The 16,162-nt window shown below is 41.4% G+C and carries 16 protein-coding genes; 15 read left to right on the top strand and 1 reads right to left on the bottom strand.

Annotation, left to right across the window (positions count from 1 at the left end; all coding sequences use genetic code 11):
- Nucleotides 1–2 precede the first annotated feature (2 nt).
- The 10 genes from V7783_RS04360 (at nucleotide 3) to nqrM (ending at nucleotide 9,207) form a co-directional block, all read left to right on the top strand.
- The gene (locus V7783_RS04360; protein WP_064665610.1) at nucleotides 3–314 is read left to right on the top strand and encodes a BolA family protein; all 312 of its coding nucleotides are present in this window, start codon (nucleotides 3–5) and stop codon (nucleotides 312–314) included.
- A 100-nt stretch (nucleotides 315–414) separates the two neighbouring features.
- Nucleotides 415–1,608 (top strand): enoyl-ACP reductase FabV, encoded by a 1,194-nt coding sequence (gene fabV / locus V7783_RS04365; protein WP_335677655.1) that lies wholly within the window; start codon nucleotides 415–417, stop codon nucleotides 1,606–1,608.
- A gap of 382 nt (nucleotides 1,609–1,990) precedes the next feature.
- The gene (locus V7783_RS04370; RefSeq protein WP_335677656.1) at nucleotides 1,991–3,334 is read left to right on the top strand and encodes a Na(+)-translocating NADH-quinone reductase subunit A; all 1,344 of its coding nucleotides are present in this window, start codon (nucleotides 1,991–1,993) and stop codon (nucleotides 3,332–3,334) included.
- 4 nt (nucleotides 3,335–3,338) lie between these two features.
- Nucleotides 3,339–4,541 (top strand): NADH:ubiquinone reductase (Na(+)-transporting) subunit B, encoded by a 1,203-nt coding sequence (locus V7783_RS04375; protein WP_335677657.1) that lies wholly within the window; start codon nucleotides 3,339–3,341, stop codon nucleotides 4,539–4,541.
- Nucleotides 4,534–5,283: a Na(+)-translocating NADH-quinone reductase subunit C gene (locus tag V7783_RS04380; protein WP_335677658.1), complete on the top strand. Its 750-nt coding sequence runs from the start codon at nucleotides 4,534–4,536 to the stop codon at nucleotides 5,281–5,283. Before V7783_RS04375 ends, V7783_RS04380 begins: the two co-directional genes overlap by 8 nt.
- The gene (locus tag V7783_RS04385; RefSeq protein WP_064665615.1) at nucleotides 5,283–5,915 is read left to right on the top strand and encodes an NADH:ubiquinone reductase (Na(+)-transporting) subunit D; all 633 of its coding nucleotides are present in this window, start codon (nucleotides 5,283–5,285) and stop codon (nucleotides 5,913–5,915) included. The genes V7783_RS04380 and V7783_RS04385 overlap by 1 nt, the downstream gene beginning before the upstream one ends.
- Nucleotides 5,916–5,925: 10 nt before the next feature.
- The gene (gene nqrE / locus V7783_RS04390) at nucleotides 5,926–6,534 is read left to right on the top strand and encodes an NADH:ubiquinone reductase (Na(+)-transporting) subunit E (RefSeq protein WP_054205555.1); all 609 of its coding nucleotides are present in this window, start codon (nucleotides 5,926–5,928) and stop codon (nucleotides 6,532–6,534) included.
- Between the two features lie 19 nt (nucleotides 6,535–6,553).
- The gene (gene nqrF, locus V7783_RS04395) at nucleotides 6,554–7,783 is read left to right on the top strand and encodes an NADH:ubiquinone reductase (Na(+)-transporting) subunit F (protein WP_335677659.1); all 1,230 of its coding nucleotides are present in this window, start codon (nucleotides 6,554–6,556) and stop codon (nucleotides 7,781–7,783) included.
- Nucleotides 7,784–7,878: 95 nt separating this feature from the next.
- Nucleotides 7,879–8,910, top strand: coding sequence for an FAD:protein FMN transferase (locus tag V7783_RS04400; RefSeq protein WP_335677660.1), 1,032 nt, complete (start codon nucleotides 7,879–7,881; stop codon nucleotides 8,908–8,910).
- Between the two features lie 84 nt (nucleotides 8,911–8,994).
- Nucleotides 8,995–9,207 (top strand): (Na+)-NQR maturation NqrM, encoded by a 213-nt coding sequence (nqrM, locus tag V7783_RS04405; RefSeq protein WP_064665619.1) that lies wholly within the window; start codon nucleotides 8,995–8,997, stop codon nucleotides 9,205–9,207.
- Between the two features lie 66 nt (nucleotides 9,208–9,273).
- Here the strand turns inward: nqrM and V7783_RS04410 are convergent, their stop codons facing one another.
- Nucleotides 9,274–10,626, bottom strand: coding sequence for a M14 family metallopeptidase (locus V7783_RS04410; protein WP_335677661.1), 1,353 nt, complete (start codon nucleotides 10,624–10,626; stop codon nucleotides 9,274–9,276).
- A 966-nt stretch (nucleotides 10,627–11,592) separates the two neighbouring features.
- On the opposite strand from V7783_RS04410, the gene V7783_RS04415 reads away from it, so the two are divergent.
- The 5 genes from V7783_RS04415 (at nucleotide 11,593) to cyoD (ending at nucleotide 16,145) form a co-directional block, all read left to right on the top strand.
- Complete coding sequence (locus tag V7783_RS04415) at nucleotides 11,593–12,003, top strand: hypothetical protein (RefSeq protein ID WP_182784803.1); 411 nt, start codon at nucleotides 11,593–11,595, stop codon at nucleotides 12,001–12,003.
- Nucleotides 12,004–12,239: 236 nt separating this feature from the next.
- Entirely contained in the window at nucleotides 12,240–13,163 is a 924-nt protein-coding gene (cyoA, locus tag V7783_RS04420; RefSeq protein WP_335677662.1) for a ubiquinol oxidase subunit II, read from the top strand.
- A 2-nt stretch (nucleotides 13,164–13,165) separates the two neighbouring features.
- The gene (gene cyoB, locus V7783_RS04425) at nucleotides 13,166–15,169 is read left to right on the top strand and encodes a cytochrome o ubiquinol oxidase subunit I (RefSeq protein WP_335677663.1); all 2,004 of its coding nucleotides are present in this window, start codon (nucleotides 13,166–13,168) and stop codon (nucleotides 15,167–15,169) included.
- Nucleotides 15,166–15,786 carry a cytochrome o ubiquinol oxidase subunit III gene (gene cyoC / locus V7783_RS04430; RefSeq protein WP_335677664.1) on the top strand — a complete coding sequence of 207 codons (621 nt, stop codon included), beginning with the start codon at nucleotides 15,166–15,168 and terminating at the stop codon, nucleotides 15,784–15,786. Before cyoB ends, cyoC begins: the two co-directional genes overlap by 4 nt.
- The gene (cyoD, locus tag V7783_RS04435; protein ID WP_182784795.1) at nucleotides 15,786–16,145 is read left to right on the top strand and encodes a cytochrome o ubiquinol oxidase subunit IV; all 360 of its coding nucleotides are present in this window, start codon (nucleotides 15,786–15,788) and stop codon (nucleotides 16,143–16,145) included. The genes cyoC and cyoD overlap by 1 nt, the downstream gene beginning before the upstream one ends.
- The last annotated feature ends 17 nt before the right edge of the window (nucleotides 16,146–16,162 follow it).

Genomic DNA, 16,162 nt, shown 5'->3' on the forward strand with positions numbered 1-16,162 from the left:
TAATGTCAATGCAGCAACAAATAGAAAGCAAATTAGCCGATGGGCTAGCTTGTAAGCATCTTAATGTGGTGAACGAAAGCCACATGCATAGTCGTGGTGAAGATTCGCACTTTAAGGTGATTGTCGTCAGTGAAGAGTTCAGCGGTAAGCGCTTATTACAACGCCATCGGCAAATTAATGAAATTTTAAAAGATGAGTTAGCTAATCATATTCATGCCTTAGCAATTCATACCTTTACTCCTGAAGAATTTAGTGAGCAAAGCGGTCAAGTTGCAGACTCACCAAGCTGTTTAGGCGGCTCTAAATTAGATTAACGGCCAGGTCTGAGAGCATACCAGACTCATCAGACCTGTATTTTTACAATTAGCCTTTAAACTAGCGCTAATTTTTATTGAGATAGATATAGGATGATCAATGGTCATTAAGCCTAAAATTCGCGGTTTCATTTGTACTAACGCCCACCCAGTAGGCTGCGCAGCGCACGTACAAGAACAAATTAACTATGTTAAACAGCAAGGTGCATTAAAAAATGCGCCTAAAAATGTACTAGTTATCGGTGCTTCAACGGGCTATGGCCTTGCATCGCGTATTACTGCTGCATTTGGTGGTGGCGCTAAAACCTTAGGTATCTTCTTCGAAAAAGAAGGCACAGAGCGTAAAACTGGTTCTGCGGGTTGGTATAACACTGCAGCATTTCAAGCAGCCGCAGACGCTGAAGGTTTATGGTCTAAAAATATCAATGGCGATGCGTTTTCTAACGAAATCAAGCAAAAAGCAATTGATACCATTAAAGCTGATTTAGGCAAAGTAGATTTAATTATTTACAGCTTGGCATCTCCTCGTCGTACTGATCCAAATACTGGTGAAACTTACTCATCAACACTTAAGCCAATTGGTGACGCTGTTACAACCAAAAATTTAAACACCACAAAGCGTGAAATTGACGACATTACCGTGGAAGCGGCAAGCCAAGAAGACATCGACAACACGATTAAAGTAATGGGCGGTGAAGATTGGGAAATGTGGATTGATGCACTTAAAGCAGCCGATGTCCTTGCTGATAACTTTAAGACGACTGCTTATACCTATATTGGTAAAGAGTTAACCTGGCCAATTTATGGTCACGCGACAATCGGTAAAGCAAAAGAAGACTTAGACCGTGCAACCGTGGCGATTAAAGAATCGACTAGTGCATTAAATGGTGAAGCCTATGTGTCATCACTAAATGCGGTTGTAACACAAGCCAGCTCTGCAATTCCTATTATGCCACTTTATATTTCTGCGTTATTCAAAGTAATGAAAGCCGATGGCACGTATGAAGGCACTATTGAGCAAATTCATGCTTTATTTACTGAAAACCTATACGGTGATTCACCGCGTTTTGACGATGGCGGCCATTTATTCCAAAACTACAAAGAGTTGGAAGATGACGTACAAGCGCGTATTCAAACTGTGTGGGACAGTGTAACCACAGCAACAATTGACGAATTAACGGATTACGTAGGTTACCACAATGAGTTTTTACGTTTATTTGGTTTTGGTATCGACAGTGTTGATTACGAGCAAGACGTTGATGCAATCGCACCAATTGCTAACATGATTGACTAATTCTTTATGTTGAATAAAAAAGTCGCTGCGGCGACTTTTTTATTACCTGCCATTTATTATTAAAGTTATCTGCAACTATTTTTGTTTAATTTCCATCCATCCTCGCGAGCAATAGCACTTTGGTCTATATTGAATTTTATTCAAATGCGGCGATTGAGCTAAATAACCACTCTTGTCGTATAAATTTCATATTTACACTCGCATAGTAGTCACGATTAATGTTAAAATTCGCGCAATATATGTGAGGAGTTTAACTGCGTTGCTTGTTTTGAGATTAAAACAGGTAGTTCTTTGATATCTTGAATTTAGCTTAGATCATCGAAATAGCGACGTGGTTGGTACGATTTTTCAGTTTCTTTCCGTTAATGTAGTGCAAGTGCGTATGATCAACATAAAAAAAGGTCTGGACTTACCCATAGAGGGCGCGCCTCAGCAAGTTATTCATGATGGTTCTACCGTCAAACGTGTAGCTGTGCTAGGTGAAGAGTTTATTGGTATGCGTCCAACCATGCATGTTCGTGTGGATGACCAAGTCAAGAAAGGCCAGGTACTTTTTGAAGATAAAAAGAACCCAGGCGTATTATTTACTGCCCCAGCTGCTGGTACAGTAAAAGAAATTAATCGTGGTGCAAAACGTGTGCTGCAATCTGTTGTTATTGAAGTAAACGGCAGTGAGCAAATCACCTTTGACTCTTTCTCAGCTGAGCAACTTTCGAGCTTAGAGCGTGAAAAAGCCAAAGAAGTACTTATCCAGTCAGGTCAATGGACGGCACTTCGTGCTCGCCCATTCAGTAAAGTAGCGGCTGTGGATGCAAATCCTAGCTCTATCTTTGTGACGGCTATCGACACTAACCCACTTGCTGCAGATCCTGCAGTGATTATTGCTGAGAATGTGCAAGCATTTGAAGCGGGCTTAGCTGTGGTTTCTCGTTTGACTGATGGTAAAGTATTTGTTTGTAAACAAGCAGGTAGCCAAGTACCTAGTTCATCAATCCCTCAAGTAGAAGTACATGAGTTTGGTGGCGTACATCCGGCTGGCCTTGTTGGCACACATATCCATCACTTAGACCCTGTGTCTGTAAGTAAGCAAGTTTGGCATATTGGTTACCAAGACGTTATCGCCTTTGGTCACTTATTCCTAACGGGTGAAATCTCGACTGATCGAGTTATTTCTCTTGCAGGCCCTCGTGTTAAAAACCCTCGTTTAGTGAAAACTCAACTGGGTGCTGCTTTAGATGATTTAGTTGCTGGTGAATTAGAAGACGGTGATAACCGCGTTATCTCTGGTTCTGTTTTAGCTGGTGCTACGTCACAAGGTCCACAAGCGTTCTTAGGTCGTTACCATGTTCAAGTATCAGTATTACTTGAAGGTCGCGAAAAAGAATTGTTTGGTTGGATTGCACCAGGCACAGATAAATTCTCTGTAACACGTACTTTCTTATCGCACCTAACACCGAGTCGTTTATTTAAAATGACAACGTCAACAGGTGGTTCAAAACGTGCCATGGTACCAATTGGTAACTATGAGCGTGTGATGCCTTTAGATATTTTACCAACTCTATTATTACGTGACTTAATTGCCCGTGATTTAGATGGTGCAATTTCATTAGGTGCACTTGAGCTTGATGAAGAAGATTTAGCGTTATGTACCTTCGTTTGTCCAGGTAAATACGAGTATGGTTCAATCCTACGCGATTGCTTGACTACGATCGAGAAGGAAGGCTAGAGAGATGGGTTTAAAGAAATTTCTAGAAGATATCGAGCCGCATTTTGAAGCTGGTGGTAAACATGAAAAGTTTTATGCGCTGTATGAAGCAGCTGCAACTATTTTTTATACCCCTGGTCACGTAAATAAAGGCGCGACACACGTACGCGATAACATCGACCTAAAACGTATGATGATTTTAGTGTGGATGGCGACGTTCCCAGCAATGTTTTTTGGTATGTTCAACATCGGTCATCAGGCCGCAGGCGCATTAGCGCAAGGTTTTGAACTAGCAAACTCATGGCAAGTTGGTCTGTTCCAGATGTTTGGTGGTACATTAACCGCTGAATCAGGCTGGGGCGCTAAAATGTTTTACGGGGCATGTTTCTTCCTGCCTATCTACGCAGTAACATTTGCTGTAGGTGGTTTCTGGGAAGTGATTTTTGCTTCAGTGCGTAAACACGAAATTAACGAAGGTTTCTTCGTAACATCGGTGTTATTTGCACTTATCCTGCCAGCAACCATCCCTTTGTGGCAAGTTGCACTAGGTATTACGTTCGGTGTAGTAATCGCGAAAGAAATCTTTGGTGGTACTGGCCGTAACTTCTTAAACCCTGCTTTAGCGGGCCGTGCGTTTTTATTCTTCGCATACCCTGCACAAATTTCAGGTGACACAGTATGGACAGCAGTAGATTCATTCTCTGGTGCAACTATGCTAGGTCAAGCTTTTGTAGGTACACTTGATTATAGCAACATGGCGCTTTGGTGGGATGCATTTTACGGTTTCATTCAAGGTTCTGTAGGTGAGACATCTACGCTTGCGCTATTAGTGGGTGGCTTATTCCTAATCTATGTACGTATCGCTTCATGGCGTATCGTGCTAGGTGTGTTCTTGGGTATGGTTGCTACAGCATTCTTATTAAATGCAATTGGCTCAGATACTAACCCAGCATTTGCAATGCCTTGGCATTGGCACTTAGTATTGGGTGGATTTGCTTTTGGTATGTTCTTTATGGCGACAGACCCAGTGTCTGCGGCATTTACAGATAAAGCAAAATTCGCATACGGCGCGCTAATTGGTGTGATGGTTGTAATGATCCGTGTAATTAACCCTGCATTCCCAGAGGGTATGATGCTAGCAATTTTATTTGCTAACTTATTTGCACCATTATTTGATCACTTCGTAGTGCAAGCTAATATCAAGCGGAGGTTGGCACGTAATGTCTAGTAATAACGAATCAATCGGCAAAACGCTTACCGTTGTTGTTGCACTATGTTTAGTGTGTGCAATCATCGTATCGTTTGCTTCAGTTCAGCTTCGCCCTTTACAGCAAGCTAACAAAACGCAAGATATTCAAAAGAATATCTTAGCTGCAGCGGGTATTGATGCAGTTGAAAATATCTCTGATACGTTCAACGCAAAAATCGAAGCGCGCGTTGTTAATATGGAAACAGGTGAGTTTGTTGAAACTGACCCTAATACATTTGACTTCGAGAAAAGCAAATTTGATCAAAAAATTAGCTTTGCATTAAAAGCAGAAGGCATCAAAGACATCGCTGGTATTCAGCGTATGACTAAAGAGTCACCTGTTTATATCTCGAAAAAAGCAGACGGTTCTACAGATGCTATCATTTTACCAATCCAAGGTTACGGCCTTTGGGGTGTTATGTATGGTTTCTTAGCGCTTGAAAGCGATGGCGAAACGGTTAAAGATATTAACTTCTACAAGCATAATGAAACACCAGGTCTAGGTGGGGAAATTCAAAACCCACAATGGACTGCAACATGGGAAGGTAAAGAGTTACCTGTCGATGTTGTAAAAAGTGGCGCTAAAAACGATCATCAAATTGATGGTTTATCAGGTGCAACTTTAACGTCTAATGGTGTTGATCACGCAGTTGACTTTTGGACTGGCGAAAACGGCTTTGGTCCTTTCCTTGCGAGAGTACGTGAAGGAGCGTTGAAATAATGGCTGATACTAAAGAAATGAAGTCGGTCCTATTTGGTCCGGTACTGGCAAATAACCCAATCGCACTACAAGTACTTGGTATTTGTTCTGCGCTTGCGGTAACGTCGAGCTTAAAAAATGCGTTAATCATGTCAATCGCATTGACTTTGGTAACGGCTTTTTCAAGCTTCTTTATCTCAATTATTCGTAACCAGATCCCGTCATCTGTACGTATTATCGTGCAAATGACCATCATTGCGTCACTGGTAATCGTTGTTGACCAAGTATTACAAGCCTTCTCTTATGCTACGGCAAAAGAGTTGTCAGTATTCGTTGGTCTAATCATTACTAACTGTATCGTAATGGGTCGTGCTGAAGCATACGCAATGAAGTCGCCGCCAGTTATGTCGTTCCTTGATGGTATCGGTAATGGCTTAGGTTACTCAGTAGTGTTACTTACAGTTGGCTTTATTCGTGAACTATTTGGTAAAGGCACATTATTTGGTGTTGAAATCATCCCTCTTGTACAAGATGGCGGTTGGTATCAACCTATGGGTCTATTGATTTTACCTCCTAGTGCATTCTTCATCATTGGTTTATTCATTTGGGTACTTCGTACTTATAAGAAAGACCAAGTAGAAGCGAAAGGGTAAGGGGCAGACAGTGGAACATTATATTAGTTTATTCGTAAAAGCAGTTTTCATTGAAAACTTAGCTTTAGCCTTCTTCCTAGGTATGTGTACTTTCCTTGCAGTATCAAAGAAAGTAACAACATCTATCGGCCTAGGTGTGGCAGTTATCGTGGTATTGGGTATTTCAGTACCAGTTAACAACTTGGTTTATCATGCGGTTCTTGCACCTGGTGCACTTGAGTGGCTTGGTTACCCTGAAGCGGATCTTAGCTTCTTACGTTTCTTGACCTTTATCGGTGTTATTGCAGCACTAGTACAAATTCTTGAAATGGCATTAGATAAGTTCTTCCCAGCACTTTATAACGCGTTAGGTATCTTCCTTCCGTTGATCACAGTTAACTGTGCAATCTTCGGTGCGGTATCTTTCATGGTTGAACGTAACTATAACTTCACTGAGTCAGTGGTGTATGGTATCGGTTCTGGTGTGGGTTGGGCGCTGGCAATTACTTTACTTGCTGGTATCCGTGAGAAAATGAAATATTCAGACGTGCCAGATGGCCTACGTGGTTTAGGTATTACCTTTATCACTGTTGGTTTAATGGGTCTTGGCTTTATGTCATTCTCTGGTATTTCACTTTAATAGGTAGCGAGGATAAATCATGAGTTATGAGATTTTCTTAGGCGTTGGTGTTTTCATCGCTATCGTTGTACTGCTAGTTTTAGTCATCATTGGTGCTAAATCTAAGCTAGTTGCAAGCGGTGACATCATCATCGGCGTAAATGGCGATCCAGATAAAGCCATTACAACATCAGCAGGTACCAAGCTTTTAGGCGCGTTATCTGAGTCAGGTATCTTCGTATCATCTGCATGTGGTGGCGGTGGCTCTTGTGGTCAGTGTCGTGTACACATTCATTCAGGTGGCGGCGATATCTTACCAACAGAACTTGATCACATCTCTAAAGGTGAAGCCCGTGAAGGCTGTCGTTTAGCGTGTCAGGTAAATGTTAAAAACGACATGGAAATTGAGCTTGAAGAGTCAATTTTCGGTGTTAAAAAATGGGATTGTGAAGTTATCTCTAACGATAACAAAGCAACCTTCATTAAAGAGCTTAAGCTACAAATTCCTGATGGCGAGTCAGTACCGTTTCGTGCCGGTGGTTATATTCAAATTGAAGCCCCTGCGCACCACGTTAAATATGCTGATTTCGATGTACCAGAAGAGTATCGTGGCGATTGGAACCATTTTGGTTTCTTCAAGCTGGAGTCTAAAGTAGACGAAGAAACAATTCGTGCTTACTCAATGGCGAACTACCCAGAAGAAGAAGGCATCATTATGCTTAACGTGCGCATCGCTGCGCCGCCACCAAGAGACTTAAGCCTTCCATGTGGTAAAATGTCATCGTACATTTGGTCACTTAAAGAAGGTGATAAAGTAACTATCTCTGGTCCATTTGGTGAGTTCTTCGCAAAAGACACTGACGCTGAAATGGTATTCGTAGGTGGTGGTGCTGGTATGGCGCCAATGCGTTCACATATCTTTGACCAACTTAAGCGCTTAAACTCTAAGCGTAAGATGAGCTTCTGGTATGGTGCACGTTCTAAACGTGAAATGTTCTACGTAGAAGATTTTGACGGCCTAGCGGCTGAAAATGACAACTTTGTATGGCATACAGCGCTTTCAGATCCACAACCTGAAGATAACTGGGAAGGCTACACTGGCTTTATCCATAACGTGTTATTTGAGAACTATCTTAAAGATCACGAAGCACCGGAAGATTGTGAGTTCTACATGTGTGGTCCTCCAATGATGAACGCTGCGGTTATCACTATGTTGAAAGACTTAGGTGTTGAAGACGAAAATATCTTACTAGATGATTTCGGTGGTTAATACCAAAACTAATTAAAATTAGTTAAAATGCTAGCCTCGTAACAATCATTGTTACGAGGCTTTTTTATATTATTAACTTAACTAAGTAGGCTGCAATGAATAGAGTTTTTCACCCGCAAGGCATCATTGCCTTATTCTTCCTTACCCTCACTTTACTCATTAGTGGTTGTGGCCAGAGCGATGAACCACAAGAGCTTTATCTCGAAGGTAAAACGATGGGGACTACCTACCATATAAAGGTGTTCGCCAATCAAGAAAAATTGGATTCACTGAATTTACTACCAGAGATAACACAGCTTCTTAAAGACATTAATCAATCAATGTCGACCTATATACCGGATTCAGAGATCAATACATTTAATCGTCTATCTGCTGGACAAGTAATGCCAATCAGCAGTGATTTTAGAGCAGTTGTTAGTGAGTCCATTCGACTAGGTAAATCAACTAAAACCCTTGATGTAACTATGGGCCCATTAATTGATTTATGGGGTTTTGGCCCTGATAAAAAACCAACAAAACGTCCAACTGACGCAGAGCTAACCGCGATGGTTGCACAAATTGGCGTTGATAAATTAATACTGACTGAGCAAGGTTTAGCAAAAACAATCGATGGTTTGGAGTTGTCGTTTTCAGCTACTGCAAAAGGCTATGGCATAGATAAAGTGGCTGAGTTATTAGAAAGTCACGATTTAGCTAATTATATGGTTGAAATCGGTGGCGAGCTGAGAGTAGCGGGTAAAAAACCAAATGATCAAGATTGGCGCATTGCGATAGAACAACCGGACGCAGAGCCAGGTGTTCGCAAAGTACACAGAGTATTAGCACCAGGTAACAACGGCATTGCTACCTCAGGTGATTATCGTATTTTTTATGAAATGGACGGTGTTACTTACAGCCACTTAATTGATCCTGCCACGGGCATGCCAAGTCGTCACGATTTAGTATCTGTTACAGTGCTTCATCCATCAGCTATGACTGCCGATGGCCTTGCTACAGCGCTAACGGTAATGGGTATGGAGAAAGCTAAGGCCTATGCTGAAAAACATGACCTACCAGTTTACTTAATTGGTAAATCAACAGATGGTTTAGTGGCTTATTCGAGCCCTGCATTCAAACCCTATTTGTAGCCGAGCACAAAGCCGTTTATAATACACACAGCTTGGTGGTTATCACCAAGCATTACTTTATTGCTGATCAATAGGGGCTAAGCAATGTCACTTTTTCTTCTTACATTTGGTTTATTGCTTTTAATAGTCGCAGCGATGGCTGTGGGCATGATGGTACAAAAGAAATCTATGGCCAGCAGTTGTGGTGGTTTAGGCTCTGTAGGTATTGATAAGGCCTGTGATTGCGATGATCCATGCGACAAGCGTAAAAAGCGTATGGAAAAAGAGCAAGTTTGGAAAGAAAACCAAATTTTATAAGCTCATTTTAGCAAACTAATAAGCATAAAAAGCGCCAGTGATGAACTAGCGCTTTTTTGTGCCTGTTTACAATTTGATTAATTGCTCCCCCAAAACGGCATATTTTGCAGTGCCTTGCTCTCGTAAGATAAATGCGGCTGCACCATGTCGCTTAGGTAGCGCTGATTGTGCATTATCACAATGATAGCTTATCCAGTCACTTTGGTTGTTAAGCAGTGTGATATCCCCTGAAAAACAACTGTACCCTTGGCTTAATAGTTGTCGATATTTATCGCCAGATAGGTTTAATGGTTTAGTTAATAAGTAAGCTTTGCCAGCATCAAAGTTGAGCGTTTGCGCATCTAACTGAGTAAATCCTTGGCGAATACTGCTTATATCACCCAGCTCATTAATTTGCGGGTAATGGCCTTTGGCATTAATAGCAATGTCTGTGATATAGCTGCCTTGAGGGCTGACTATGTTGACATCATCAATGAGTAAATCGACCCATGCATCCTTAGCATTGAACGGGATCGCTTGATATGTAGCGATTTTTTGCTGCTGCCAGTTACCAGATACCAGCTCATCTATCATTTGGACATACAGCATACGGTTAATTTTGCGGGCTACTTGGCGGTGTGGATCATTTGGATATGCCCCAGATTCGATGAGTATAGTGCTGATCCCCATTTCTGAAAACGTATCACCAAAACTACGATAAGAATAACTATCGTTATATTTAGCTAGGTGGCCAGGTATTTGCTGCGTGATGAGTTGACTTAATTGCGCAATCAATTTCATGGCATTGCCACGGCTTTCATTGATCTCACGCTGTGTATTATAAGCTGGAGCTAAGACGGAGATAGTTGCTGGTAGGCCTTTTTCACCTGCACCGTAATAGGCATTTTGGTCATGTAAATTAAATGCAAATTGAGGCTTAAATGTCTTAGCCGCGGCCATTAATAATTGACCTTCAGGCGTGCGTAGCGCTTTAGCATCGCGATTTAAATCGATCCCTTGTGCATTAAACCGGGTTTGTAGCTGTGCACCATCAGGATTGACCATCGGAATGATCATCAGTGACAACTTATCCTGCCAACGTTTACGCCATTGCTCATTTTCAGCCGCGAGCGTATAGCTTAAAAAATCCATTAATGCGGCGCTTGCAGTATTCTCATCACCATGCATTTGGCTCCACATCATGACTTTAATGGGGCCTGAGCCAATATAAAATGCATCAATGGGTTTTCCTAACAATGATTTTCCTAGGTTTTTTCGCTCCAGAGCGCGGTGCTTCGCAAGCGAATCAAGTATAGGTGCAAGATCAGCCTGTTTAATCGCTGTTTTGTCTAAGCTATCAATAGAGTGTGTTGCGATGGGGGCCGCAGTTAAAGTGAATGAGCAACTAATTAAGCCAAGTAGAATGATTTTACGGAACATAGTGATATCCTGTTATTCTTATTTTTAAATGCAATAAGAATATAATATTTAACTGGATCGGTCTAAATTTATTTTCATTTAAAACAAGTACAGCTTTTCGAAATGTGATGTTTCATCGGATGTATTTTTAATTACTTGTTTATAAACAATAATAATCAACTTTTAGATGGCTTTATGTACAATTTAGCTGATTTTTATGGCTGAAATTTAGACTAAAGTCTATGGGTTAATTTTTTTCATCTATCGGATTTATTTTTATCAGTTGTAAGCTTTGAGCTATTACACTAAATTTAGTTTCAAGGAAGCGAAATGAACAAGCCGCTTACAAAGAATCTTTATAATTGTGTGTGAAGATGTTGTCAAAGGCGGTTCAAGTTTAGTGGCTACTAAGCTTGGACTGTTTTTATTTTACTGCCACATGATTAGATGAACAGATTGTTCGTCAACAAATTTACAACGTGTACTGAACTACACTAAAACTGAATCTTTATAATTGTGTGTGAAGATGTTGTCAAAAAGACAGTTCAAGTTTAGTTAAACTGAGCTTGAACTGCTTTTATTTACTACCACGCGATTAGATGAACTTATTGTTCATCAGTGAATCTACAATATGTATTGAAAAATACACGAACCGAATCTTTATAATTGTGTGTGAAGATGTTGTCAAAGGCGGTTCAAGTTTAGTGGTTACTAAGCTTGGGCTGTTTTTATTTTCTTTAACTTACAATTATCACAATGTTTTTTTATAAAGCGCCTTAAGGCGCTTTTTTTATGGCTAAAAGCCAAGTTTAGCTAAAAAGTTAGCCGACTTGGTGGTTTTTCACTTGTAGCTTGTGTTGACTTTGTTATAATCCTCTCGAAATTTCAGTAATTACTGAAACTTTATTGATGTAAATCATATCAACGTAGTAAAAAATAGCGTAGTGCTGTTATTTGCTTGTTATTAAATTTCTAAGGCAAGTACGTTTGAACTCAAAAAATTGTCCACAAGCAACCCAGCAAACAACGTTTACACGTTGGCAGCTGCGTGCGCGTGCACTTTTTGCCGGACGTGAACTGTTTTCTGCATTAGTAATTTTATTAATTAACTCAGCCATGTTAGTAAATGGTAGTGTTGAAGATGCAACAGAATTAAAGGGCTTATTAACTGAAGGGGCTGTAGAGTCGTCTTTAATTAATGTATTGAGCTTTTTAGCGTATCCCGTTGTTTCATGCCAGTTGTTAATTGGTTTATGTTGGTTGATTTTTCACTTTTTTCCAGCGCGTCGTGCTGGGGTTATTTTACGTAAAGCAGCCTTTGCTTTTCGTGCTCCTAAAACATCACTTGTTGTACACAGCGCTCACGGCTGTCGTGCTCCACCCCTTGTATTCGGTTGAACGCTACTCGTTATTGATGGCTTGACTGGATTAGTCGCTTACTAATTTTGTTTCTTCACTAATAATGCTTAGCCGCAGTGTGTCTGCGATTCGGCCGCCCCATTAAATTTCCTTTGTGTTTAAATTTGTTACTACACGTTTAAGCCAGACTAGGAATAGTTTAAACCGTTGTTCTGACCTATTGGTATTCTTGGGTAAGGCAGCACACGTCAAATTTTAGGTTGTAGGATAGTCCTTTGTTAATTCGAAACCTCTGTAATATTGCTCTGGGCACAACTGTGCTCGCACTAACTGGCTGTAAAGGCGGGGTGCTTGATCCTAAAGGGCAAATTGGGATAGATGAAAAAAATCTGATCATTATTTCCACCGTGCTAATGCTCATTGTGGTTATTCCCGTCATTGTTATGACCTTGTACTTCGCCTGGAAATATCGCGATGGCCAAGATCAGCAAATTTATGCGCCAAAATGGGCTCACTCAGGAAAAATTGAAGCCGCTGTCTGGGCCATTCCTATTGTGATAGTGATTGTATTGGGTGTTATCACTTGGCAATCAACGCAACAGCTTGACCCTTATAAACCTCTTGAAGGCAAAGGCAAGCACTTGACTGTTGAAGTCGTGTCGCTGAATTGGAAATGGTTATTTATTTATCCTGAGCAAGGTATTGCGACGGTGAACGAATTGGTTTTCCCAGCCAATGTGCCTGTGGAATATAAAATCACCTCAGAAAGCACCATGAATTCATTTTTCATCCCACAACTGGGTAGTCAAATCTACTCAATGGCGGGCATGGAAACCAAACTGCATTTAATTGCTAATGAACCGGGTACGTTTAAAGGTTTTTCAGCTAACTACAGCGGTGCAGGCTTTACGGGGATGAAATTTAATGCCATCGCTACGCCAACACAAGCTGACTTTGATAGCTGGGTAAACAAGGTGAAAAGCCAGCCAAACACGCTTTCTAAAGCGGATTATGATGCATTGGCGCAACCGAGTGAAAATAACCCTGTGAGCTATTTTGGTGATGTAGAAGAGGGCTTGTTTCACACCATCGTTATGAAATATATGCAGGCTCATGGTGATATGAACAAGATGCACAAAGCAATGCCTGAGCATAGCGGCCATGCAAATCACACAATGCACAGCGAGGGTGAGGAATAATTATGTCGTTATTTGGAAAATTAACATTAGATGCTATTCCGTTCCATGAACCTATTTTGATGGTGACAATGGCGGTAGTAGTGATTGCAGCAGCATTGATTGCCGCTTTGGTCACAAAATATAAAAAATGGGGCGTGCTATGGCACGACTGGATCACCTCAATCGATCATAAGCGCTTAGGCGTGATGTACATCATTCTTGCCTTGATCATGCTGTTTCGTGGTTTCTCCGATGCCATTATGATGCGAGCACAATTGGCGTTAGCCACAGGTGGCGCAACAGGCTATTTGCCGCCGGAGCATTATGACCAAATCTTCACCGCGCATGGGGTGATCATGATCATCTTTATGGCAATGCCATTTATGATTGGTTTAATGAACATTGTATTACCGCTGCAAATTGGTGCGCGTGATGTGGCATTTCCGTTTTTAAATAACTTAAGTTTTTGGTTAACTGCAGGTGGTGCAATATTAATTAATATTTCATTGTTCTGTGGTGAGTTTGCGAAAACAGGTTGGGTGGCGTATCCGCCGCTATCGGAGATGTCTTTCAGCCCTGGGGTCGGGGTCGATTATTATATTTGGGCGCTGCAAATATCAGGTATTGGTACACTATTAACGGCGGTAAACTTTTTAGTGACTGTGTTTAAAATGCGTGCCCCTGGTATGCGTTTAATGCAAATGCCTATTTTCACCTGGACATGTACATGGGCAAATATCTTAATTGCTGCATCATTCCCAATCTTAACGGCAGTGTTGACTATGTTAACCCTAGACCGTTATTTAGATTTCCATTTCTTTACTAATGAAGCTGGCGGTAACGCCATGATGTACATCAACCTGTTCTGGGCTTGGGGTCATCCTGAAGTATATATCTTGATTTTACCTGCGTTTGGTATTTTCTCTGAAGTTATCTCTACCTTTACCGGTAAACGCTTATTTGGTTATAAGTCAATGGTATATGCCAGTGGCGCGATTTCTATCTTAGGCTTTGTTGTGTGGTTACATCACTTCTTCACTATGGGGTCTAGTGCTAATGTTAACGCCTTCTTTGGCGTAATGACCATGGTCATTGCGGTGCCCACCGGCGTAAAATTGTTTAACTGGTTATTTACTATTTACCGTGGTCGTTTACGTATCTCAGTTCCTGTGCTTTGGACACTTGGCTTTATGGTCACCTTTACCATAGGCGGGATGACAGGGGTACTACTGGCAATTCCGGGTGCTGATTATGTATTACACAACAGCCTATTCCTAATTGCACATTTCCATAACACTATCATCGGTGGTGCGGTATTTGGTTACTTAGCTGGTTTTGCATTTTGGTTCCCTAAAGCAATGGGCTTTAAACTTCACGAAGGTTGGGGCAAGGCGTCTTTCTGGTGTTGGTTAATTGGTTTCTTTGTTGCATTTATGCCGTTATACGTACTTGGTTTCTTAGGTATGACGCGTCGCTTAAACCACACAAATAATCCAGATTGGAATATTTGGTTGTACATTGCTTTTGTTGGTGCAGTGATCATTATGTTCGGTATCTTATTCCAAGTTGTGCAGCTTATTGTCAGCTTTAAAAACCGTGAAGCACTAAAAGATACAACTGGCGATCCGTGGAATGGTCACACGCTTGAGTGGTCAACATCGTCACCGCCACAATACTATAACTTCGCTACGATACCGCATGTAAACGATATCGATACTTGGACTGATATGAAAGAGAAAGGCCAAGCGTATCAGCAAAAATCGAGTTACGCGCCTATCCATATGCCAAAAAATACCGCGGCAGGGGTGATGATGAGTGCCTGTTTTACCACATTCTGTTTTGCCATGATCTGGCATATTTGGTGGTTGGCAATTGTCGGTGTTATTGCTGGAGCCGCAGTATTCTTTAAACGCTGTTACACCAGCGATGTTGATTACTACGTGCAACCAGAAGAAATTCTTGAAATTGAAAGTGCACATAATGCCAGTGCCACAACATTTAACCAAGGTAAGGAGTTCAGCGCATGAGTTCGATCCCTGCTGATATGAATCTCATCAATCATGATGCCCATGCTCACGAGCATCATGATACTGGTGGTGACACGGTATTTGGTTTTTGGCTTTATCTAATGACCGACTGCTTGTTATTTGCCTCATTTTTTGCAACCTACGCTGTGCTTTATATGAACACTGCCGGTGGCGTATCTGGCAAAGATATTTTTGAACTGGACTTTGTTGCGGTCGAAACCGCCGCGTTACTACTGAGTAGTATCACCTTTGGTTTTGCGATGATCTCTGCCCATGCGCAGAAAAAGGCCGCTACATTAATTTGGTTGGCTATTACTTTTGCTTTTGGCGTGGTGTTTATCTCCATGGAAGTCTATGAGTTTCATCATTTAATTGCTCATGGTAATGGCCCGCAGCGCAGCGCATTTTTAACCTCTTTCTTCTCGTTAGTGGGTTTGCATGGCCTGCACGTTACCGCTGGCCTAATTTGGATGGCGACGATGATGATTGAAGTATCACGTCGTGGTTTAAACCCAGCCACTGTCACCCGTTTAAGTTGTTTAAGTTTGTTCTGGCACTTTTTAGATGTGGTGTGGATTTGCGTATTTACCGTTGTTTACTTAATGGGGGTGATGTAATGAGTCATAGTGAATCACATGTATTAGATGAACTGCACGTACAAGGCCATAGTGATGCTTCACATGGCAGTGTTAAAGACTATTTAATTGGTTTTGTTTTATCAATTGTACTGACGGCGATTCCATTTTGGGCGGTAATGAGCGGCACTTTATCAAAGCCAACAACCTTTGCCTGTGTTGTGGTGATGGCCATTGTGCAAATTTGGGTGCACTTAAAATACTTTTTGCACCTGAACTTTACTACCGAAGACGGTAAAGCCAGTTCGTTATCGTTCATCTTCAGTGCGCTGATCATCGTGATGGTGGTAGGGCTGTCGGTGTGGATCATCTACGAATCGAACGCCATGATGATGTACTAGCCCCAGCTAGTACATTG

Source organism: Pseudoalteromonas sp. (assembly GCF_036960685.1).
Taxonomy (GTDB): domain Bacteria; phylum Pseudomonadota; class Gammaproteobacteria; order Enterobacterales; family Alteromonadaceae; genus Pseudoalteromonas.

Excerpts from the sequence above, each read along its gene's own strand:
- V7783_RS04385 (WP_064665615.1), top strand. The coding sequence starts at position 5,283 with ATGGCTGATACTAAAGAAATGAAGTCGGTCCTATTTGGTCCGGTACTG.
- V7783_RS04375 (WP_335677657.1), top strand. The coding sequence starts at position 3,339 with ATGGGTTTAAAGAAATTTCTAGAAGATATCGAGCCGCATTTTGAAGCT.
- V7783_RS04360 (WP_064665610.1), top strand. The coding sequence starts at position 3 with ATGTCAATGCAGCAACAAATAGAAAGCAAATTAGCCGATGGGCTAGCT.
- fabV (WP_335677655.1), top strand. The coding sequence starts at position 415 with ATGGTCATTAAGCCTAAAATTCGCGGTTTCATTTGTACTAACGCCCAC.
- V7783_RS04380 (WP_335677658.1), top strand. The coding sequence starts at position 4,534 with ATGTCTAGTAATAACGAATCAATCGGCAAAACGCTTACCGTTGTTGTT.
- cyoD (WP_182784795.1), top strand. The coding sequence starts at position 15,786 with ATGAGTCATAGTGAATCACATGTATTAGATGAACTGCACGTACAAGGC.
- cyoC (WP_335677664.1), top strand. The coding sequence starts at position 15,166 with ATGAGTTCGATCCCTGCTGATATGAATCTCATCAATCATGATGCCCAT.
- nqrF (WP_335677659.1), top strand. The coding sequence starts at position 6,554 with ATGAGTTATGAGATTTTCTTAGGCGTTGGTGTTTTCATCGCTATCGTT.
- cyoB (WP_335677663.1), top strand. The coding sequence starts at position 13,166 with ATGTCGTTATTTGGAAAATTAACATTAGATGCTATTCCGTTCCATGAA.
- V7783_RS04370 (WP_335677656.1), top strand. The coding sequence starts at position 1,991 with ATGATCAACATAAAAAAAGGTCTGGACTTACCCATAGAGGGCGCGCCT.
- V7783_RS04400 (WP_335677660.1), top strand. The coding sequence starts at position 7,879 with ATGAATAGAGTTTTTCACCCGCAAGGCATCATTGCCTTATTCTTCCTT.
- nqrM (WP_064665619.1), top strand. The coding sequence starts at position 8,995 with ATGTCACTTTTTCTTCTTACATTTGGTTTATTGCTTTTAATAGTCGCA.
- V7783_RS04410 (WP_335677661.1), bottom strand. The coding sequence starts at position 10,626 with ATGTTCCGTAAAATCATTCTACTTGGCTTAATTAGTTGCTCATTCACT.